General features: G+C 70.5%; 17 protein-coding genes. 7 read left to right on the top strand and 10 right to left on the bottom strand.

The features are described 5' to 3' along the window. Positions 1–186: 186 nt before the first annotated feature. From NCI01_RS16875 to NCI01_RS16895, 5 genes are all read right to left on the bottom strand, one after another. Positions 187–342, bottom strand: coding sequence for a hypothetical protein (locus NCI01_RS16875; protein ID WP_254182652.1), 156 nt, complete (start codon positions 340–342; stop codon positions 187–189). Positions 343–473: 131 nt separating this feature from the next. Further along, positions 474–2,624, bottom strand: a complete 2,151-nt coding sequence (locus tag NCI01_RS16880; protein WP_254182653.1) for an MMPL family transporter — start codon at positions 2,622–2,624, stop codon at positions 474–476. An 84-nt stretch (positions 2,625–2,708) separates the two neighbouring features. Continuing rightward, entirely contained in the window at positions 2,709–3,779 is a 1,071-nt protein-coding gene (locus NCI01_RS16885) for a hypothetical protein (RefSeq protein WP_254182654.1), read from the bottom strand. Then, entirely contained in the window at positions 3,776–5,632 is a 1,857-nt protein-coding gene (locus tag NCI01_RS16890) for an AMP-dependent synthetase/ligase (protein WP_254182655.1), read from the bottom strand. The genes NCI01_RS16885 and NCI01_RS16890 overlap by 4 nt, the downstream gene beginning before the upstream one ends. 137 nt (positions 5,633–5,769) lie before the next feature. Continuing rightward, entirely contained in the window at positions 5,770–6,279 is a 510-nt protein-coding gene (locus NCI01_RS16895) for a metallophosphoesterase family protein (RefSeq protein ID WP_254182656.1), read from the bottom strand. Positions 6,280–6,332: 53 nt separating this feature from the next. On the opposite strand from NCI01_RS16895, the gene NCI01_RS16900 reads away from it, so the two are divergent. Next, positions 6,333–6,614, top strand: coding sequence for a hypothetical protein (locus tag NCI01_RS16900; protein WP_254182657.1), 282 nt, complete (start codon positions 6,333–6,335; stop codon positions 6,612–6,614). Here NCI01_RS16900 and NCI01_RS16905 read toward each other — a convergent pair. Next, a complete protein-coding gene (locus NCI01_RS16905; protein WP_254182658.1) occupies positions 6,574–6,963 on the bottom strand; it encodes an HNH endonuclease in 390 nt (129 codons plus the stop codon). The two genes, NCI01_RS16900 and NCI01_RS16905, sit on opposite strands and share 41 nt — an antisense overlap. 81 nt (positions 6,964–7,044) lie before the next feature. Here NCI01_RS16905 and NCI01_RS16910 point away from each other — a divergent pair, with 81 nt between their 5' ends. The 3 genes from NCI01_RS16910 (at position 7,045) to NCI01_RS16920 (ending at position 9,208) form a co-directional block, all read left to right on the top strand. After that, complete coding sequence (locus NCI01_RS16910) at positions 7,045–7,989, top strand: DUF1214 domain-containing protein (RefSeq protein WP_254182659.1); 945 nt, start codon at positions 7,045–7,047, stop codon at positions 7,987–7,989. Positions 7,990–8,082: 93 nt separating this feature from the next. Continuing rightward, positions 8,083–8,220 carry a hypothetical protein gene (locus NCI01_RS16915; protein WP_254182660.1) on the top strand — a complete coding sequence of 46 codons (138 nt, stop codon included), beginning with the start codon at positions 8,083–8,085 and terminating at the stop codon, positions 8,218–8,220. Positions 8,221–8,341: 121 nt separating this feature from the next. Continuing rightward, positions 8,342–9,208 carry a glycerophosphodiester phosphodiesterase gene (locus tag NCI01_RS16920; protein ID WP_254182661.1) on the top strand — a complete coding sequence of 289 codons (867 nt, stop codon included), beginning with the start codon at positions 8,342–8,344 and terminating at the stop codon, positions 9,206–9,208. Between the two features lie 26 nt (positions 9,209–9,234). Here NCI01_RS16920 and NCI01_RS16925 read toward each other — a convergent pair whose 3' ends face one another. Further along, the gene (locus NCI01_RS16925) at positions 9,235–10,878 is read right to left on the bottom strand and encodes an ABC-F family ATP-binding cassette domain-containing protein (protein ID WP_254182662.1); all 1,644 of its coding nucleotides are present in this window, start codon (positions 10,876–10,878) and stop codon (positions 9,235–9,237) included. Positions 10,879–10,953: 75 nt separating this feature from the next. Here NCI01_RS16925 and NCI01_RS16930 point away from each other — a divergent pair, with 75 nt between their 5' ends. Further along, positions 10,954–11,760, top strand: a complete 807-nt coding sequence (locus NCI01_RS16930) for a hypothetical protein (RefSeq protein ID WP_254182663.1) — start codon at positions 10,954–10,956, stop codon at positions 11,758–11,760. Between the two features lie 140 nt (positions 11,761–11,900). Beyond that, the gene (locus tag NCI01_RS16935) at positions 11,901–12,179 is read left to right on the top strand and encodes a hypothetical protein (protein ID WP_254182664.1); all 279 of its coding nucleotides are present in this window, start codon (positions 11,901–11,903) and stop codon (positions 12,177–12,179) included. Positions 12,180–12,215: 36 nt separating this feature from the next. Here NCI01_RS16935 and NCI01_RS16940 read toward each other — a convergent pair whose 3' ends face one another. Next, positions 12,216–12,512 carry a hypothetical protein gene (locus NCI01_RS16940; RefSeq protein WP_254182665.1) on the bottom strand — a complete coding sequence of 99 codons (297 nt, stop codon included), beginning with the start codon at positions 12,510–12,512 and terminating at the stop codon, positions 12,216–12,218. 100 nt (positions 12,513–12,612) lie between these two features. Then, positions 12,613–13,548, bottom strand: a complete 936-nt coding sequence (locus NCI01_RS16945) for an RCC1 domain-containing protein (RefSeq protein ID WP_254182666.1) — start codon at positions 13,546–13,548, stop codon at positions 12,613–12,615. Positions 13,549–13,851: 303 nt separating this feature from the next. Between NCI01_RS16945 and NCI01_RS16950 the strand changes: the two genes are divergently transcribed. Next, positions 13,852–14,931, top strand: a complete 1,080-nt coding sequence (locus NCI01_RS16950) for an alpha/beta fold hydrolase (RefSeq protein ID WP_254182667.1) — start codon at positions 13,852–13,854, stop codon at positions 14,929–14,931. 469 nt (positions 14,932–15,400) lie between these two features. Here NCI01_RS16950 and NCI01_RS16955 read toward each other — a convergent pair whose 3' ends face one another. After that, positions 15,401–16,726, bottom strand: coding sequence for an ISL3-like element ISPfr2 family transposase (locus NCI01_RS16955; protein WP_254182668.1), 1,326 nt, complete (start codon positions 16,724–16,726; stop codon positions 15,401–15,403). Positions 16,727–17,297 lie beyond the last annotated feature (571 nt).

Here is a 17,297-nt window from a genome sequence, read left to right on the forward strand (position 1 = left end):
CGCGGCCTGCCTGGAGCGGTGCGTGAGGGGGACTTCGCCGGCCCGGTACCCGCGTCAGTCACCGCTGCCGGGCGCGTCGTACGCCGACACGCGCGCGGGCGGTGCCTGAGGGGGATCGCGCGGCCGAGGAATCCCCTCGGGCCACCGCTCGGACGCGACCGGAGGCTCGGCGATCACACCAGTGGCTCAGCTGGCCTTCTTGGCCTGCTTCTTCGCAGCGGCCTTCGTGGCCGGCTTCTCGTCCTCGGCAGTGTCGTCGGAGTCGTCCGAGGAGTCGGCCTCGCCGCGAGCGGTCTTGGCCGCGGCCACCGACTTCTGCAGGGCGGCGAGCAGGTCGACCACCTCGCCCGAGGCCTTGGTCGAGGTCTCGATGCGCGTGATCTCACCGCCCTCGATCGGCGTCCGTCCTGCGCATCGTTACCACCCGCGCTCGCGCCGGCCGGGCGGCACCGGCACCGGCACCCGGCGTCTTCTCAGTGCACCGTCTCGAGCGGCCTGTCGGCCTCGGCCTCGGTGAGCGGGGCGTCGGCCCGGTCGAGCTTGCTGGGCCACCAGATCTTGCCGCCCAGGTCGAGGTTGAGCGCGGTGACCAGCACCGAGCGTACGACGAGCGTGTCGAGCATGACGCCGAGCGCCACCGCGACCCCCAGCTCGGCGAGGAACACCAGCGGCAGCGACCCGAGGACCAGGAAGGTCGCCGCCAGCACGACGCCGGCCGAGGTGATCACGCCACCCGTCGACGCGAGACCGATGAGGGAGCCCTTGCGGGTGCCGTAGGTGATGGTCTCCTCACGCACGCGGGTCATCAGGAAGATGTTGTAGTCGATGCCCAGCGCCACCAGGAACACGAAGGCGAACAGGGGGAACCCGGGGTCCGACCCGGCGAAGCCGAAGACGTACTCGAAGAGCAACGCCGAGATGCCGAGCGCGGCGCCGAAGGACAGCACCACCGTGGCGATCAGGATCAGCGGTGCGACCAGTGCGCGGAGCAGCCCGATGAGGATCAGCAGCACGACCGCCAGGACGAGCGGCATGATCACCCAGCTGTCGCGCTCGCTGGCGATCTTGGTGTCGAGGTAGAACGCCGAGCCGCCGCCGACCAGCGCGTCCGCCCCGTCGACCGCGTGCGCCGCGTCGCGGGATGCCTCGACGATGTCGGCCGCGGTGCTGGAGGAGATGTCGGCGTTGATCGTGGCCTCGAACCAGGACCGCCCGTCGGCCAGCGGCTGCGGCTCCCCGGCCGCGCCGAGACCGTCGATGCCCGACAGGGAGGCCGCCACGTCCGCGGCCTTGTCGGTCGCGGTGGTGACCTGGATCGTGTTGGAGTTGTCGGCCAGCCCGTGCTCGGTCAGCAGCTTCTGGCCCTTGATGGAGTCGAACTCCTTCGTGTAGGTGTCCTCGGTCGACAGCCCGGAGGCGTCGAGGCGGAACAGGCCGAGGCAGGCCAGCAGGAGCAGCCCGGTCGTGGTGAGCCAGACCCGGCGGGGGCGGTGGCTGATCGCCCGGCCGACCCGGGCCCACAGGCCGTTGGCGGTCGGCTCGGCACTGCGGTAGGTGGGACGCTTGGGCCAGAAGACCCAGCGGCCGCAGATGACCAGCAGGGCCGGCAGCAGGGTGATCATCACGAGCATGGTCACCGCGACGCCGATGGCGAGGACCGGGCCGAGCCCGGCGGTGGAGTTGAGGTCGGCGAACGACAGGCACAGCATGCCCACCGCCACGGTGGCCGCGCTGGCGAAGATGGCGGGCGCGGCGCGGTGCAGCGCGAACGCCATCGCCTCGTGCCGGTCCTCGTGGCGACGGAGCTCCTCGCGGTACCTGGCCACCAGGAGCAGGGCGTAGTCGGTGCCGGCGCCGATCACCAGGATGCTGAGGATGGCCTGGCTCTGGCCGTTGACCGTGAGGTCGGCGTACCTCGCGAGGAGGTAGACCAGGCCGGTGGCGATGAAGTTGGCCGACACCGCGCACAGGATCGGGAGCAGCCACAGGACCGGGCTCCGGTAGGTGAAGAGCAGGATCAGGATGACGACCCCGAGCGTGGCGAAGATGAGGTTGGTGTCGATGCCCTCGAACGCCTCGGCCGAGTCGGCCGCCTGGCCGCCGAAGCCCGCCAGGTGGACCTCGCCGCCGTCGAGGACGGCGATGTCGCGGATCTCCTCGGCGGCGTCGGGGATGTCGTTCCACCCGTTGGCACCGAAGTTGAGGACGAAGTAGAGGTAGGCGACCTCGCCGTCCTCCGAGACCAGGGTCGGCACCTCGGCGCCCTGCGCCTTGGCGGCCTCGGCGGCGGCGGGCGTCAGCACGCCCTGGTCGGTCACGCCGTCCAGCTCGGCGATCTCGGGACCGTCCTTCTCCATCGCGGCGAGGTCGGCCTCGGTGAGCCCACCGTCGCGGTGGAAGACCACCAGCGTGGGGATGTCGTTGGGGTCGACGGTCTCGGACAGCTCCTCGAGCACCTTCGTCGACTCGGCCGACTCGGGCAGCCAGGAGGAGGCCTCGTTGTTCTGGACCGAGGTGAGCTTGGAGGAGAAGAAGGCCATGAAGACCGTCAGGAGCAGCATGGTCGCCAGCACGACCCACTTGGTGACCCGTCCCGTCAGCGACCCCGCGATCTGTCGATGCATGCCTCCCAGTCGAACAGGCGAAGGCCGTGGTGTGCATCGGTAATAGCCCTGAGGTCTAGACAGGGTCGAGCGACGCGGGTGCGGTCAGCGGGTCTGCAGCTGGAGCGGCGCGCCCCTGTCGATCGAGCCGCGGCGCGGGGCGACGGCGTACTCCATCGAGCCGTCGACGCCCAGCCGCACGACCGCCCACCGGTCGGCCTGGTAGGTCACGACGAGCACGTGCCCGGCGTCCTCCCAGACCTCGTCGAAGTACGTCGCCGAGCGACCGTTGCGGGCCGAGGTGAACGACCGCACCACCGCGCCGTCGGCGGTGGCGAGCACGTCGAGCGTCCCGGGGCCGAAGCCGTCGGCGTACGCCGGGGTGCCCAGGACGTGGCGGTCGTCGGGGGAGATGTCGGAGAGCTGGTTGTCGCAGGTGCGCCACCGCACGGCCGAGCTGCGGAGCATCGCGCTGCACGAGCCGGTGTCGCTCAGCGAGGTGATGCCCCCGAGCCACCTCCCGCGCCCGGTCGACGTCAGCCGCAGGCGCGGCACCCGGTCGACGATGCCGTGCGAGGAGGTGTAGAAGCCGCGGGTGGGCCCGTTGACGTAGACCGCGCAGCCGGTGCTGGTCGCGCTCTCTTTGCAGTCCTCGCCGAACAGCGCGACGGCCCGTCCCCGGCCGGTGATCGGGACGGGGGCGAACGACAGCACCCGGTCGCCGTCCTCGTCGATCGACCAGACCCGGCCCGCCTTCCCCGCGAACGCGACGGCGCCGCCGCGGGCCGAGACGGCCAGTCCGTAGCCGGTGCGCCACTCGCGGCGCCCGGGCGTGCCGTCGGCGCCGATCCAGCGCGTCGTGGCGCCGCCGGCACCGATCGTCTGGATCACGTGGCCCGAGCCCATCGGTGCGAACTGGTCGAGCCGGTTCGGCACGGGCGTGCGGGTGCCGCCGACGCCGTGGATGACGGTCCGGCCCGACCGCCGCTCGCTCCAGGCGATCGCCGGCGGGTCGCCCTGCTCGAGGCCGCGGACGTCGAGGACGGTGCTCGGCGCGCGACGCGCCCCCGGGTCCGTGGAGTGCGCGGGCGCCGCCGGTGCGAGCCCGGCGGAGACGGCGATCGCGGCGGCTGCCGCCACGGTGGCGCGGAGGGCCGCGCGACAGGAGGTCGTCATGTGTAGAGCTTGTCCACCACGTCGGCGTACTTGGTCTTCACGACCCGGCGCTTGAGCTTGAGCGTCGGGGTCAGCTCCTCGGACTCGGCCGTCCACTCGTCGGGCAGCAGCTCCCACGCCTTGACCTGCTCGGGCCGGGAGAGCCGCTCGTTGGCCTTGTCGACCGCGGCCTGCGCCATCGCGCGGATCTCGGGCTTGGTCGAGAGGTCGGCGAGGTCGGTGAACGTGATGCCCATCTTCGCCGCGACCAGCGGGGCGATCTCGCCGTCGAGGGTCATGATCGCCACCACGTAGGAGCGGTCGTCGCCGAGCGCCATGGCGTGGCCGACGATCGGCGACTCCTTGAGGTAGTTCTCGATGTTGGAGGGCGCGATGTTCTTGCCCGCCGAGGTGATGATGAGTTCCTTCTTGCGGTCGACGACCGAGTAGAAGCCGTCCTCGTCCACGGTGCCGATGTCGCCGGTGTGGATCCAGCCGTCCTCGTCGATGAGATTGCGCGTCGCCTGCTCCTGCTTGTAGTAGCCGGGGGTGTTGACCGGGCCGCGGCACAGGATCTCGCCGTCCTCGGCAAGCCGCACCTCGATGCCTGGGTTGGGTCGTCCGACCGTGCCGAGCTTGAACGCGTCGGGCCCGTTGGAGGTGAAGGCACCCGTCGTCTCGGTCATGCCGTAGACGTCGTAGACCTTCACGCCGAGGCCGCCCATGAACTTCGCGACCTCCAGCGGCATCGGCGCCGCGGCGCTGGCCGCCCACTGCACCTGGTCGAGGCCGAGCAGCAGGCGGAGGAAGCCGAGGATCGCCTCGTCCGCCTTGGCGTAGGCCTCCTCGACCTCCGGCGTCATCTCGTTGCCGTACTCGTGGGCCTGGGTCCACGCGAGGCCGGCGGCCATCGCGTCGGTGACGAGCTTCTGGTTGTCGGGGTCGGGGTCCTCGGCGAGCTTGGCCGAGATGCCGGTCTTGATCTTCTCCCACACGCGCGGCACCCCGAAGAAGGCGGTCGGGTGCACCTCGCCGAGCGCGCCGAGCAGGCCGGCGGGGTCGGGGATGGCGTGCACGTGGCTGGCCAGGAACGGGGGAGCGTACGTCGCCAGGATGCGCTCGGCGATGTGGGCGAGCGGGAGGTAGCTGATCGTGCGCTGCGGGCCGTGGAGGCCCCCGGCGTCGAGCGTGGACACCGCCTCGTACATCACGTTGTGGTGGGTGAGCACCACGCCCTTGGGGTTGCCGGTGGTGCCGGAGGTGTAGAGGAAGGTCGCCGGGAGGTCGGGGGTGATCCGATCCATCCGCGCGTCGACGCCGCTCGTGTCCTCGCCGCGGGCGAGGAGGTCGGACCACGTCATGGCACGCGGGTCGTCGACGCGGTCGGCGTCGGCGAGCATCACGACGTGGCGGATCGAGTCGACCTCGTCGAGAGCCTTCTCCCAGCGCTGGTAGCGGTCGTGGTCCTCGAGCACCACCACGACGGGGCGTGACTCACCGGCGATGAAGGCCACCTGGTCCTGGGCCAGGGTGTTGTAGATCGACATCGGCACGGCGGCCGCGGTCATCGCGCCGTAGTCGGCCAGGGTGTGGGCGGTGCGGTTGGCGGCCATGATCGCGACGGGGTCGCCGGGCTCGACGCCGAGGTCGATCAGGGCGGCGGCCACCCGCCGGGTCAGCTCCCAGGTCTCGGCCCAGGTGATGGTCGACCAGGTCTCGCCCTCGGGCACGTCGAACCTGTCGGAGAAGGCGGGCTGGTCGCCGTGCTTCTCCGCCGCCTGCCGCACCGTGGCGGGCATGTGCAGGCCGAGGATGCGTGCCTCGTAGTCCTCGCGCACGGCCAGGACGTCGGGGTCGGTCTCGGTGGCGGTCATCTGCGGCTCCTCCGGGGGCGATCGTGTGGCAGGGGTCACATCATGGAGCGCAGTGCGCGTGCTGGCTAGGGCCATGGGTACCGGGTGTCATGTCGACCTCCGTGGGCGCCGTTCGCTCGACGACCGCGGCTGGGCGCCTACGCCCGCGGCGGTAGACGTCTCAGCACGACGTCGCTGAGCCCGCCGTCCGCGGCCGTGGCGGTCATGTAGGTGCAGTGCGGCTGGCGTCGCCGGTCGGTGGGGGAGCCGGGGTTGAGCAACCGCAGGCCGGTCGGGGTGACGGTGTCCCACGGGATGTGGCTGTGGCCGAAGACGAGCACGTCGAGGTCGGGGTGCCCCACGCTCATGCGCTCCTCGCGGCCCTTCGCCTGACCGGTCTCGTGGACGACGCCGAGACGGACCCCCTCGACCTCCACGCGCGCGACCTCGGGCAGCCGCTCGCGCAGCTCGCCGTGGTCGTTGTTGCCCCAGCACGCGACCAGCCGCGCCGAGCGCGCCTCGAGCTCGTCGAGGAGGCGCACGTCGACCCAGTCGCCGGCGTGGACCACGAGGTCGGCCTCCTCGACGGCCGCCCACACCTCGGCCGGCAGGTCGCGGGCGCGCTTGGGCACGTGCGTGTCCGCCAGGAGGAGCAGTCGGGTCGCCATGGGGCCAGTCAACCGGTGCCGGTCAACGGGGCGCAGGTGGGTACCTTCGACGCATGAGCTCCGATCAGTCCACCACCGACGACATGGTCGCCGAGTCCGCGCTGCAGCTGTGGTCGGCCGCCCAGACCGACTTCGACCCCTTCGAGGTCGACTCGTCCGAGTGGCCGGAGACGGCCGTGCCGGTCCGCGACGCCGACATCGCCGTCGACACGCGCCTCGAGGTCGACGACGTACGCGCGGCCCTCGAGCGGCTCGACGGGGTCGCGGTCGTGGTGGGCCGGGAGGCCGGAACGCTCAGCGTGCTGCGGGTGGTGCCGCAGGACACGCCTCTGTAGCGGTCGCGTCGCGCCGCAGCTCGGCCTGCACAGCCGTGAGGCGCGCCAGGAACGCCCGCTCGTCGAGTCGCTTGCGGCGCAGCCAGCCGGTCACCTCGTCGTTGCACTTGCTGGCGTTGCACGACGCGCAGGCCGGGACGACGTTGAGGAGCGTGTAGCGACCCCCGCGGGAGATCGGGAGCACGCAGTCCTTCTGCACCGGTCCGCCCGTCGCCCCGCAGTAGGCGCACCCGCCCCACGCCTCCTGCAGCGCCGTCCACTCGCTCGGGCTCAGGTCGTGCTCGACGCCAGCCATCCGCCGCTTGCGCTTGCTGGCCGCCCGGGCTCGGCGGGTGCGGGACGCTGGCATGGGCCCAGACTAGGGGTAGACGGACGGTCTTCACCTGACTCGGGGGAGGAAGCGCCGCAGCGGTTCGCCGAGGATCGCGACATGAGCGCCATCAACGTCAACGTGGACAACTTCGCCCGGGCCGAGACCCACCGCATGATGGCCGACCTGCAGCGCGACGCCGGCGGCATCAACCGGTTCGAGCACAACCGGACGCCGGCGCCGGTCGACAGGCAGACCGTCATCCGGATGAACCGCGACACGCTCTACAGCTTCGCGGTCGTCGACGTCTCCGCCGGGGCGACCCTCACCGTGCCGGACGCGGGACGCCGCTACCTGTCGGTCATGGCGGTCGACGAGGACCACTACATCAACCAGGTCCTCCACGACCCGGGCACCTACGAGCTCACCGCCGAGCGCCTCGGCAGCGCGTACGTCGTGCTCGCCGCACGCACCCTGGTCGACCCGCGGGACCCGGACGACCTGGCTGCCGTGGCCGCGCTCCAGGACCAGCTGCTCCTCGACGCGCCGGCCGGCCGGACCTTCACGCCGCCGGACTACGACACCGCGAGCCTGGACCGCACCCGCGGGGCACTGCTGAGCCTGGCCGCCGACATGACGTCCTTCCAGTCGACCTTCGGACGGCGGGAGGACGTCGACCCGGTGCACCACCTGATCGGCTCGGCCGCCGGCTGGGGCGGGCTGCCCGACGCCGAGGCCACCTACGTCGGGGTCTCACCCGGGCTGCCGGTGGGCGAGTACGAGCTCACCGTCGGTCCCGACGTGCCCGTCGACGGCTTCTGGTCGATCTCGGTCTACAACGCCGAGGGCTACTTCGAGCCCAACGAGCGCGGCGCCTACAGCGTCAACAACATCACCGCCGCCCACGACGACGACGGCAGCGTGACGGTCCGCTTCGGCGGCGACGGCGACCCCGCGCGCAACTCGCTCCCGATCACCGACGGCTGGAACTACCTCGTCCGCCTCTACCGCCCGCGACCCGAGATCCTCACCGGAGCGTGGACCTTCCCCTCCATCACCACGTGATTCCTCACTGACCGCGCGAACCCGCGTCACGACCGGGGGCCGGCGACGTCTCCTCTTCAAAGGGACGTGGCGGGCGAGTGACAGGTGGGCACCGTGGAGATCATCGAAGCGACGCGGAACGAGCCGGAGCGCCTCTTCGGCGCCGGCTTCTGGCGCGAGTGCGAGCTCGAGGCGGCTCGGATGCTGAGCGCCATCACCGACCGGGGCGACGAGGGCGACGAGCGCGGCTGACGTCCTCCTGGCCGACACGCACGCGTGGCGCTGCGGTCACCGTCCGTTGGTGCCTCCACGCCACGGTGTCGACGAAGGCCCGGCCGGACCGGCGGGGCCCCGTCACCTCTCGGAGGATCACATGCGTGCAACCACGCGAATGCTCGGCCTGCTGGGCCTGCTGCTCGGCCTGACCGTCTCCATCCTGTCGCTCTCAGCCGGCAGCAGCTCCGCCGCACCCACACCGGCGGTCGAGGTCGTCGCCCACCGCGGGTCGTCCGGAGCCGCGCCGGAGAACACGCTCGCCGCGGTCCGGCTCGCGATCGCGCAGAAGTCCGACGTCGTGGAGAACGACATCCAGCGGACCCGTGACGGCGAGCTCGTCATCATGCACGACCTCAGCCTCGCCCGTACGACCGACGTCGAGCAGGTCTTCCCCGACCGCGCGCCGTGGAACGTCCGCGACTTCACCCTCGCCGAGATCAAGCAGCTCGACGCCGGGTCCTGGTTCGCGCCGGAGTTCGCCGGCGAGCGGGTGCCCACGCTGGCCGAGTGGGTCCGCGCCGTCGGGCAGGGAGCGGGCATGCTCCTGGAGCCGAAGTCCCCCGAGCTCTACCCCGGCATCGAGACCGACCTGGACAAGGAGCTCCGCTCGCTACCCGAGTTCACCCGCGCGCTCAAGGGCGACCGCGTGGTGGTGCAGTCCTTCAACCACGTCTGGCTGCGCGCCTACAAGGACCTCGCCCCCGACGTCCCGGTCGGACTCCTCTTCGGCAGCCGCCCGACCGAGGTCGACATCGCCGCGGCAGCGACGTGGGCCCAGCAGGTGAACCCCGCGCTCGGCGCGGTCGACCGCGCCACGATCGACCAGGTCCACGCCTACGGGATGGAGGCCCACGTCTGGACCGTCAACGCCGGCGCCGACATGCGCCGTGCCGTCAACTGGCAGGTCGACGGCATCATCACCAACTACCCGCAGGTCCTGCGCGACATCCTCCGACGGGGCTGAGCCGGCGCGGGCGGGCGTCCCGCGACTCAGGAGTGACGTACGACGACGCGACCGCCGTCGACCTCCCACCGCTGGTGCAGCCGGACGTTCTCCAGCAGCCGCCGGTCGTGGGAGACCAGCAGCAGCGCGCCGTCGTACGACTCCAGGGCCTGCTCGAGCTGCTCGATGGCGGGCAGGTCGAGGTGGTTGGTCGGCTCGTCGAGGACGAGCAGGTTGACCCCGCGCGCCTGGAGCAGCGCCATGGCCGCGCGGGTGCGCTCGCCGGGGGAGAGGCGGCCGACCAGGCTGGTGACCTGGTCGGCCTTGAGGCCGAACTTGGCGAGCAGCGTGCGCACCTCGGCCTGCGTCATCTCCGGCACGACGGCCTCGAAGGCGGCGCCCAGCGGCAGGTCCTCGGCCAGGCCGGTGCGGGCCTGGTCGATCACGCCGACGGCGACGGACGCGCCGAGCGAGGCGGTGCCGGCGTCCGGGGCGGTCTCACCGAGGAGCAGCCGGAGGAGCGTGGTCTTGCCCGCCCCGTTGGGGCCGGTGATGCCGATCCGGTCGCCGGCGTTGACCTGCACGGAGACGGGGCCGAGGGTGAAGTCGCCCAGGGTTCGGGTGGTCTCGTTGAGGGTGGCCGCGACCTCGCTCGAGCGCGGTGCGGCGCCGACGTCGAACTGCAGGACCCACTCCTTGCGCGGCTCCTCGACCTCCTCGAGCCGTGCGATCCGCGACTCCATCTGGCGGACCTTCTGTGCCTGCTTCTCCGCCGACTCGATGGACCCACGGCGCCGGATCTTGTCGTTGTCGGGGTTCTTGCGGATCGCGTTGCGCACGCCCTTGGAGCTCCACTCCCGCTGGGTGCGCGCCCGCGTCACGAGGTCGGCCCGGGTCTCGGCGTACTCCTCGTAGGCCTCCCGGGCGTGGCGCCGGGCCACCGCACGCTCCTCGAGGAACGCGTCGTAGCCGCCGTCGTAGACGCTGACCCTGCCCTGCGCGAGGTCGAGCTCGACGATCCGGGTGACGCAGCGGGCGAGGAACTCCCGGTCGTGCGAGACGAGCACGACGCCGCCGCGCAGGCCCTGCACGAACGCCTCGAGCCGCGCGAGCCCGTCGAGGTCGAGGTCGTTGGTCGGCTCGTCGAGCAGGACGACGTCGAAGCGGCTGAGCAGCAGCGCGGCCAGCGCCACGCGCGCGGCCTGGCCACCGGAGAGGGCGGTCATCAGGGCGTCGGGACCGACGTCGAGCCCCAGGTCGGCCAGCACCGGCGCGATCCGGTCCTCGAGGTCGGGTGCGCCGCTCGCCAGCCACCTGTCGTACGCCACCGCGTAGGCGTCGTCCGCACCCGGCTCGCCCGAGCCCAGCGCACCGGCGGCCGCCTCCATCGCCGCGACGGCCTCCGCCGCTCCCGTACGTCGCCCGAGGTAGTGCGCGACCGTCTCGCCCAGCACCCGCTCGTGCTCCTGTGGGAGCCAGCCGACGAAGGCGTCGCGAGGCGCGCACTCGACGGAGCCGGCCATCGGCTGGGCCACCCCGCCGAGGAGCGACAGGAGCGTCGACTTGCCCGCGCCGTTCGCGCCGACGACACCGATCACGTCACCGGGCGCGACCGTGAGGTCGAGCCCCTCGAAGAGCACCCGGTGTCCGTGGCCGCCGGACAGGTCCTTCGCGACGAGGGTGGCGTTCACGCGAGGGAGCCTAGCCACGGTCGGGCGGTCCGCCGGTGCGTGGGCACGGCTTCGCGCCGGACGTACAGTTCCAGCATGGAGCTGATCCTGGTCGTGGTCGTCCTGGCGGTGCTGGGAGCCGTCGCGGTCGCGGCGTCACGCCGCAACAAGGAGCGCGAGCTGGCCCGGCGCGAGGACGAGCTCGCCCCGGTGCGGAAGCTGGCCTTCGAGGACATCACCGCGTTCGGCGAGGACCTGCAGCAGCTCGACCTGGAGATGCTCGGGCACGAGCTCGACGCCGGCGCCACCGCCGACTACCAGCGAGCGCTCGACGCCTACGAGTCCGCCAAGACCGCAGGTGACGCGATCAGCGGGCCCGACGACATCCGGCACGTCACGGGGATCGTCGAGGACGGCCGTTATGCCATCGCCTGCGTGCGCGCCCGCGTCGCAGGGGTGCCGTTGCCGACCCGGCGCCCGCCGTGCTTCTTCGATCCTCGTCATGGCCCCTCGGTGGCCGACGTCCCCTTCGTCCCGCCGGACGGCGTCGAGCGCGACGTGCCTGCCTGCGCCCTCGACACCGAGCGCGTCCGTGCCGGCGCCGAACCGGACGTGCGCAAGGTGATGGTCGGGCCGCAGCGCGTCCCCTACTGGCAGGGCGGCCGGGCCTACGAGCCCTACGCCATGGGCTACTTCGGCGCCTTCGGCCCCATGACCTGGATGTTCATGGGCGGCATGATGTTCGGGGACTTCGGCTCGGGGTACGACGGCTGCGGGGACGACGGTGGTGACGGCGGCGGCGATGGCGGCGACGGCGACGATGGTGGCGGGTTCGACGGCGGCGGTGACGGGGGCGGCTTCGACGGCGGGTTCGACGGCGGCGGCTTCGACATGAGCTTCTGAGGAGGCCCCCGCCTGAGCACCCTGCCCGCGGGGTCACCCGTGTGCACAAGATCATGGCGGCGCTCTATTGGATCGATCCAATTCCTGCTCCAGACTGGAGAGGACACAGCCGAGCCCCACTGCGAATCAAAGGGTTGTCCATGACCAACCAGACCCGCCTCACCGACGAGCTGAACGCCCTCTACGCCAACTACGTCCAGTCCATCAACGACGCCGTCGCGGCCGACGACCTGGCCCTTGCTGCCGAGCTCGCCGACGCCTACGACCGGGACGCGATCATGCTGATGGCCGAGCGCGAGGGGCGCCAGGACCTGCTGTCCCACTTCGGTCTGACGCCGAACGGCGGCCGCCTCAGCGTGCAGCGCGACACGCCGCTGCGTCGTCTCGTGAAGAGCGTCGCCGCACTCCGCTCCGCCTGAACGACCGGTCCGCGCCGCAGCGGAGGCCGAGGCTCTCTACAGCTGCCCGCGGCGCTCGGCCCGGCGCTGACCGAGTCGGAAGCCCGCGCCCCCGGCGATGACCATCAGTCCGGCCGCCACGACCGCGCAACCCGCCACCTGCCATCGCGACACGACCAGCACTGACCCGCTGCCGACCGGGTCGATCCAGCTCATCTGCCACCCGGGGTCGTGGCTCGGCGGAGCGTAGGCGAACCAGCTGAATTCGGCCGGACCCGCCTGTGCGGACAGCGTCACTGCGACGCCGCAGCACACCAGGGCCAGGCCCAGGACCCACCACAGATGACGAAGCACGGAGCGAGTATCGCTGACCCGCCGGTCGCGCCGGTGGGACACGTCCGGATCCCATGTGCGCCAATCGGAGGGGGGTCTGCACCCGGGGCGCCCGCCACTCTCAACGAGAGCTGGCGCGTCGGGCAGTCCGGATCCCTGTCCAGTCGGTGACGCCACACTGTCCGTGCTGGTTGCTACCGGTGGCGACGACCGAACCGTCCGCCCGTAGTCCGAGCGTGTGCCTGGATCCTGCCGCCACCGCAACGATCCCGTGCCATGCGGACACGTCACACTGCCCGAACTCGTTGCTACCCACGGCAAGGACTCGCCCAGCCGTCGTTACAGCGACGGTGTGATGACTACCCGCCGTCACGGCCGCGATGTCCGTCCACCCCTCGACGGCACATGCTCCCGTCGTCCGAGCCCCGGTCGCCAGGACACGTCCGTCGGTTGTGACACCGACCGTGTGCAGGTAGCCGGCGGCGACGGCCCTCACGTCGCGCCACGCATCCACTGCGCACTGCCCGTAGCGATCGCTTCCCACGGCAGTCACGGTTCCGTCCGCCCTGAGACCCACGGAGTGCCAGTCGCCGCACGCCAGCGCAACCAGGTCGCGCCACCGCCCCACGTCGCAGGCTCCTTCATCTGGACGTCCCACGGCCAGCGCGGTGCCGTCGGCGAGCAGCCCCAGAGTGCGCCGCCACCCCGCCGCGACAGCGGTCACGTCGCGCCATGCGGCGACGTCGCACTGTCCGTCACCGTTCCAACCCGTAGCCAGCACGGTGCCATCCGCCCGGAGTCCGACGCTGTGAGAGCGTCCCGTGTTCGATGCCGCATGAACGTTCCCTGCGGCCACAGCGACCACGTCGCTCCAACCGTCGGTGCTGCACTCGCCTGCCGATCCCATACCGGCAGCCACGACCGTGCCGTCGTCGCGCAGCCCCAGCGAGTGCCGCCTCCCGGCAGCGATGGCATCACCCTCCACCGACGCAGCATGGCCCGCGCCGCCGCTCTGGACAAGCTCGGCGAACTCGGTACCGCGGTGCTCGGACCTCATGTCGCGAAGACATGTCGAGGCCGGGGTACGCGGTGTCAGACAAGCGGCGGAGAGACGTATCTTTGTCGCTCGGATCATCGCAGCGGCGAGGCGGTCATCCCGGTCCCGCATCGGCGAGCAGGTCACCGGAGCCAATCGCTCATGGGGAGCGCGACTTCTACATGCGCCTACGCGCCGAGGAGGAAGGTCTGGCGCCCGGCGCACGCACTGCCTACAGTGCAGCTGGGTCACACGGTGACCCTTCATCCACCACGGCCAAGGACTCGGACCGTCGGCGTGGCGCCTGACTACGAGGAGAATCCCATGCCGCTGCAGAACGACTTCTACACGCCCGAGGGCCAGGGAGACTACGAACTCATCTCCATCGGCCGCTTCGAGCTGGAGGAGGGTGGGGTGATCGAGGATCTTCGATTGGCGGTGGCGACGTACGGCACCCTCAACGAGGACAAGTCCAACGCGATCTGCATCCCGACCTGGTTCTCAGGGACCCATGCCACCTGGGAGCAGGTCTACATCGGTTCCGGGCGGGCCCTCGACCCCGACAAGTACTTCATCGCGGTCATCAACCAGATCGGCAATGGCCTTTCGACCTCACCGCACAACACCGAGGACGCGTCGATCGCGATGTCGAAGTTCCCTCATGTGCGCATCGGCGATGACGTCCGCGCACAGGAGCAACTGCTGCGCGAGCATTTTGGCATCGAACGACTTGCACTTGTCGTGGGCGGTTCCATGGGCGCTCAGCAGACCTACGAGTGGGCGGTTCGGTTCCCCGACAAGGTGCTGCGTGCCGCCCCCATCGCAGGTACCGCCCAGAACCTGCCGCATGACTTCCTCTACACCCAGACCTTGATGGACGCGATCACGTCGGATCCGGGCTGGAACGGTGGGGAGTACGCCGCGAACACCGACGTGGCTGATGGGTTGCGGCGCCACGCCGGCATCTGGGCGGTCATGGGACTGACGACGGATTTCTGGAAGACGGAGTTCTGGAAGGACATCCCACCCCTGGTGGAAGGCCTCGGGTGGGAGACGTTCGAGGAGTTCCAGCAGAACTTCATCGCGTTCCTCTTCGGCCTGATGGACCCCAACGCGCTGCTGTCGATGGGCTGGAAGTGGCAACGCGGGGACGTGGCGCGCAACACCAACGGGGACCTTGCAGCTGCGCTGGGCAGGATCACCGCCAAGACGTTCGTGATGCCGATCGAGCAGGACATGTTCTTCCCACCCCGCGACTGCATCCCGGAGCAGGAGGTGATCCCTGGCGCCGAACTCAGGATGCTGCACAGCGTCGCCGGTCACTTCGGCTTGTTCGGCTTCGAGCCCTCCTACACCGCCGAGGTGGACGCCGCGCTCTCAGAGCTGCTGGCCATCGAGGTCTAAGGCTCCTCAACGAGAAGACCAGCCGCTGGCCGTGTTGCGGCGTTGCATCGCAGTTCATGCTGAGGCGGAACCTCTGCGTCCTGCGTCGATCGGCTGAATCCCGGCCGCCAAGCGATGGGATGCGCCGGGCACAGTGTGCTGCGAGTTCGCGGGTAGGGGTCCGTGAACGCCCCGACGTGGTCTATGACCTCGCTTTCAATCCCCGCGCTGCGGTCGTCGTAGGAGACATCCATGCTGTCCCTGCTGATCAACCGGACACAAAGCACAAGCCCTTTTCACGTCTCTCACCTCGACGCGCGCAACGCCAACCTCCAAACATCTCAACGGTCCAGACACGGGGCGTTGGAAGATCGATGATCGCTCACAGGCTTGATCAGACTGCAACCCGACAGGCGGCGGAGTGACGCGCGTTCCCGACCACGCATCGCGGCACGTGCGGGAATGGCCACCCCACGCAACTCAAAGAGGCTCATCCCAATCGGGGGTGTAGGAGTTGGGGTCTGAAGCCGCCGGTCTCGAGCAGGCTTCGGGCGATGTAGTTGGTCAGGTTGCGGAACCCGAGTGCGGAGCCGCGCAGGTGTTCGAGCCGTCCGTTGAGCGCCTCGGTCGGCCCGTTGCTGGTGCCGGGTCGTTCGAAGTAGGCGAGCACGTCAGCGGCTCGCTTCTTCAGGGTCCGGCCCAGGGTGGTGAGCTCGGTGAGCACCTTGGGGACGCCCGCGCTGAGGTCGGTGATCAGCTTCTCCATGAGCTCGCGGCCACGTTGCCGGTCCTCGTGGCGATAGGCGGCGATCATGCGCTGGTAGACACCCCAGGTCGCCTCGACCTCGACGTGAGCGTCATCAACGAACAGCGCGCGTAGCCTGTCGCTCTGCTTGTCGGTGAGCAGGTCCGCGCCGGTGTGCAGCGTGCGCCGCGACTTGTAGAGCGGGTCGTCCCTGAACCCACGGTGCCCGTGGATCGCGAGTTGGACCCGGCGCCGGCACCTGTCGAGGGCGTCACCGGCCAGGCGCACGACGTGGAAGGGATCCATCACCGTGACCGCGTCCGGGATCTCCTCTGCAGCGGCGATCTTGAACCCGGTGAAGCCGTCCATCGCGACCACCTCGACCGCGTCACGGAAGGCGTCGTCGCGGTCGGCGAGCCAGGTCTTGAACGCCGCCTTCGACCGGCCCTCGACCATGTCCAGCAGCCTTGCTGGGCCGGCGCCATCGCGGACCGGGGTGAGGTCGATGATCACGGTGACGTACTTGTCGCCACGCCTGGTGTGGCGCCAGACGTGCTCATCGACGCCAATGACCTTCACGCCCTCAAACCGCGTGGGGTCGTTGATCAGCAGCCGCTTGCCTTCAGCCAGGACCGCGTTGTTGGCGGTGTCCCACGCGACCCCGAGCCCCTCGGCGACACGGGCGACTGTGAGGTGTGCGACCACGATCCCTTCCAGCGCCCACCGCAGCCCGGCGCGCGAGAGCTTCGCGCGTGGCTCCGCCGCGGCGCTGGTGTCTTGGCGCCACACGTGTCCGCAGTCGGCACAGCGGTAGCGGCGCACTACAACTTCCAGCACGGTCGGTCGCCAGCCCAGCGGCTCGTGGGCCAACCGCCGGATCACGGTGTCACGAGCAGCGCCTTCGCTGCCGCACCGTCGGCACCACTGATCTGGTTCCACCACGCGGCACGCGAGGACCGCACGATCCGGTTCAAGTCGTTGTCCGGTCACGCTCAGACCGAGGCCGTCGAGTCGAGCGAAGGCGGTCAGGTCAGGGCGGCCGAAGCCGGCCGGCGGGGAAGCTTCGGACACGTCGAGGTCTTTCGGATGGATGGCGTAGGACCCTCCGTCGTCGGGAGACCTCGACGTCTATCTGCGGACCGACGCGCCCGGCCGACCTACACCGTCATCTGAGAAGACCCCTGAAACGTCTTCGACGACTACGGGACCGGCGAGGAGGAGGGCGCGGTGAGCTAAAGGAATGGAGCTTGCTCGGCTTCGACGCCGCCGCAAGCTCCGGTGAAACGGTCGGTACTGGTCGGTCGTCGTCGGTCACCACCGGATGTTGGCGTCCCCCACGCTCGGCGTTTGCGCAGGTCAGCGGCTCGTTCGCCCAGTGGGCGCATCAAGCGATAGACGCAAAGCCGACGTGATTAGGTCGTCGGTTCGATTCCGACAGGCGGCTCCGGCGAACAGCCCCTGACCTGCGGAAACGCAGAGCAGGGGCGGTTCGGTTCTGGTGGTCGCGCGATGCGCTGGCCTCACGGCCCTGCCCGACACCGACGTCGCTCTCCTCTGCGACGGACCCCTCGCCGGCTGAGCGCTCGCGGCCGGCATCCTGTCCGTGTGCCGATAGGCCTCGCACCGCTCGGCAACGCAGCGT

The organism is Nocardioides pinisoli (genome assembly GCF_024199985.1).
Taxonomy (GTDB): Bacteria; Actinomycetota; Actinomycetes; order Propionibacteriales; family Nocardioidaceae; genus Nocardioides; species Nocardioides pinisoli.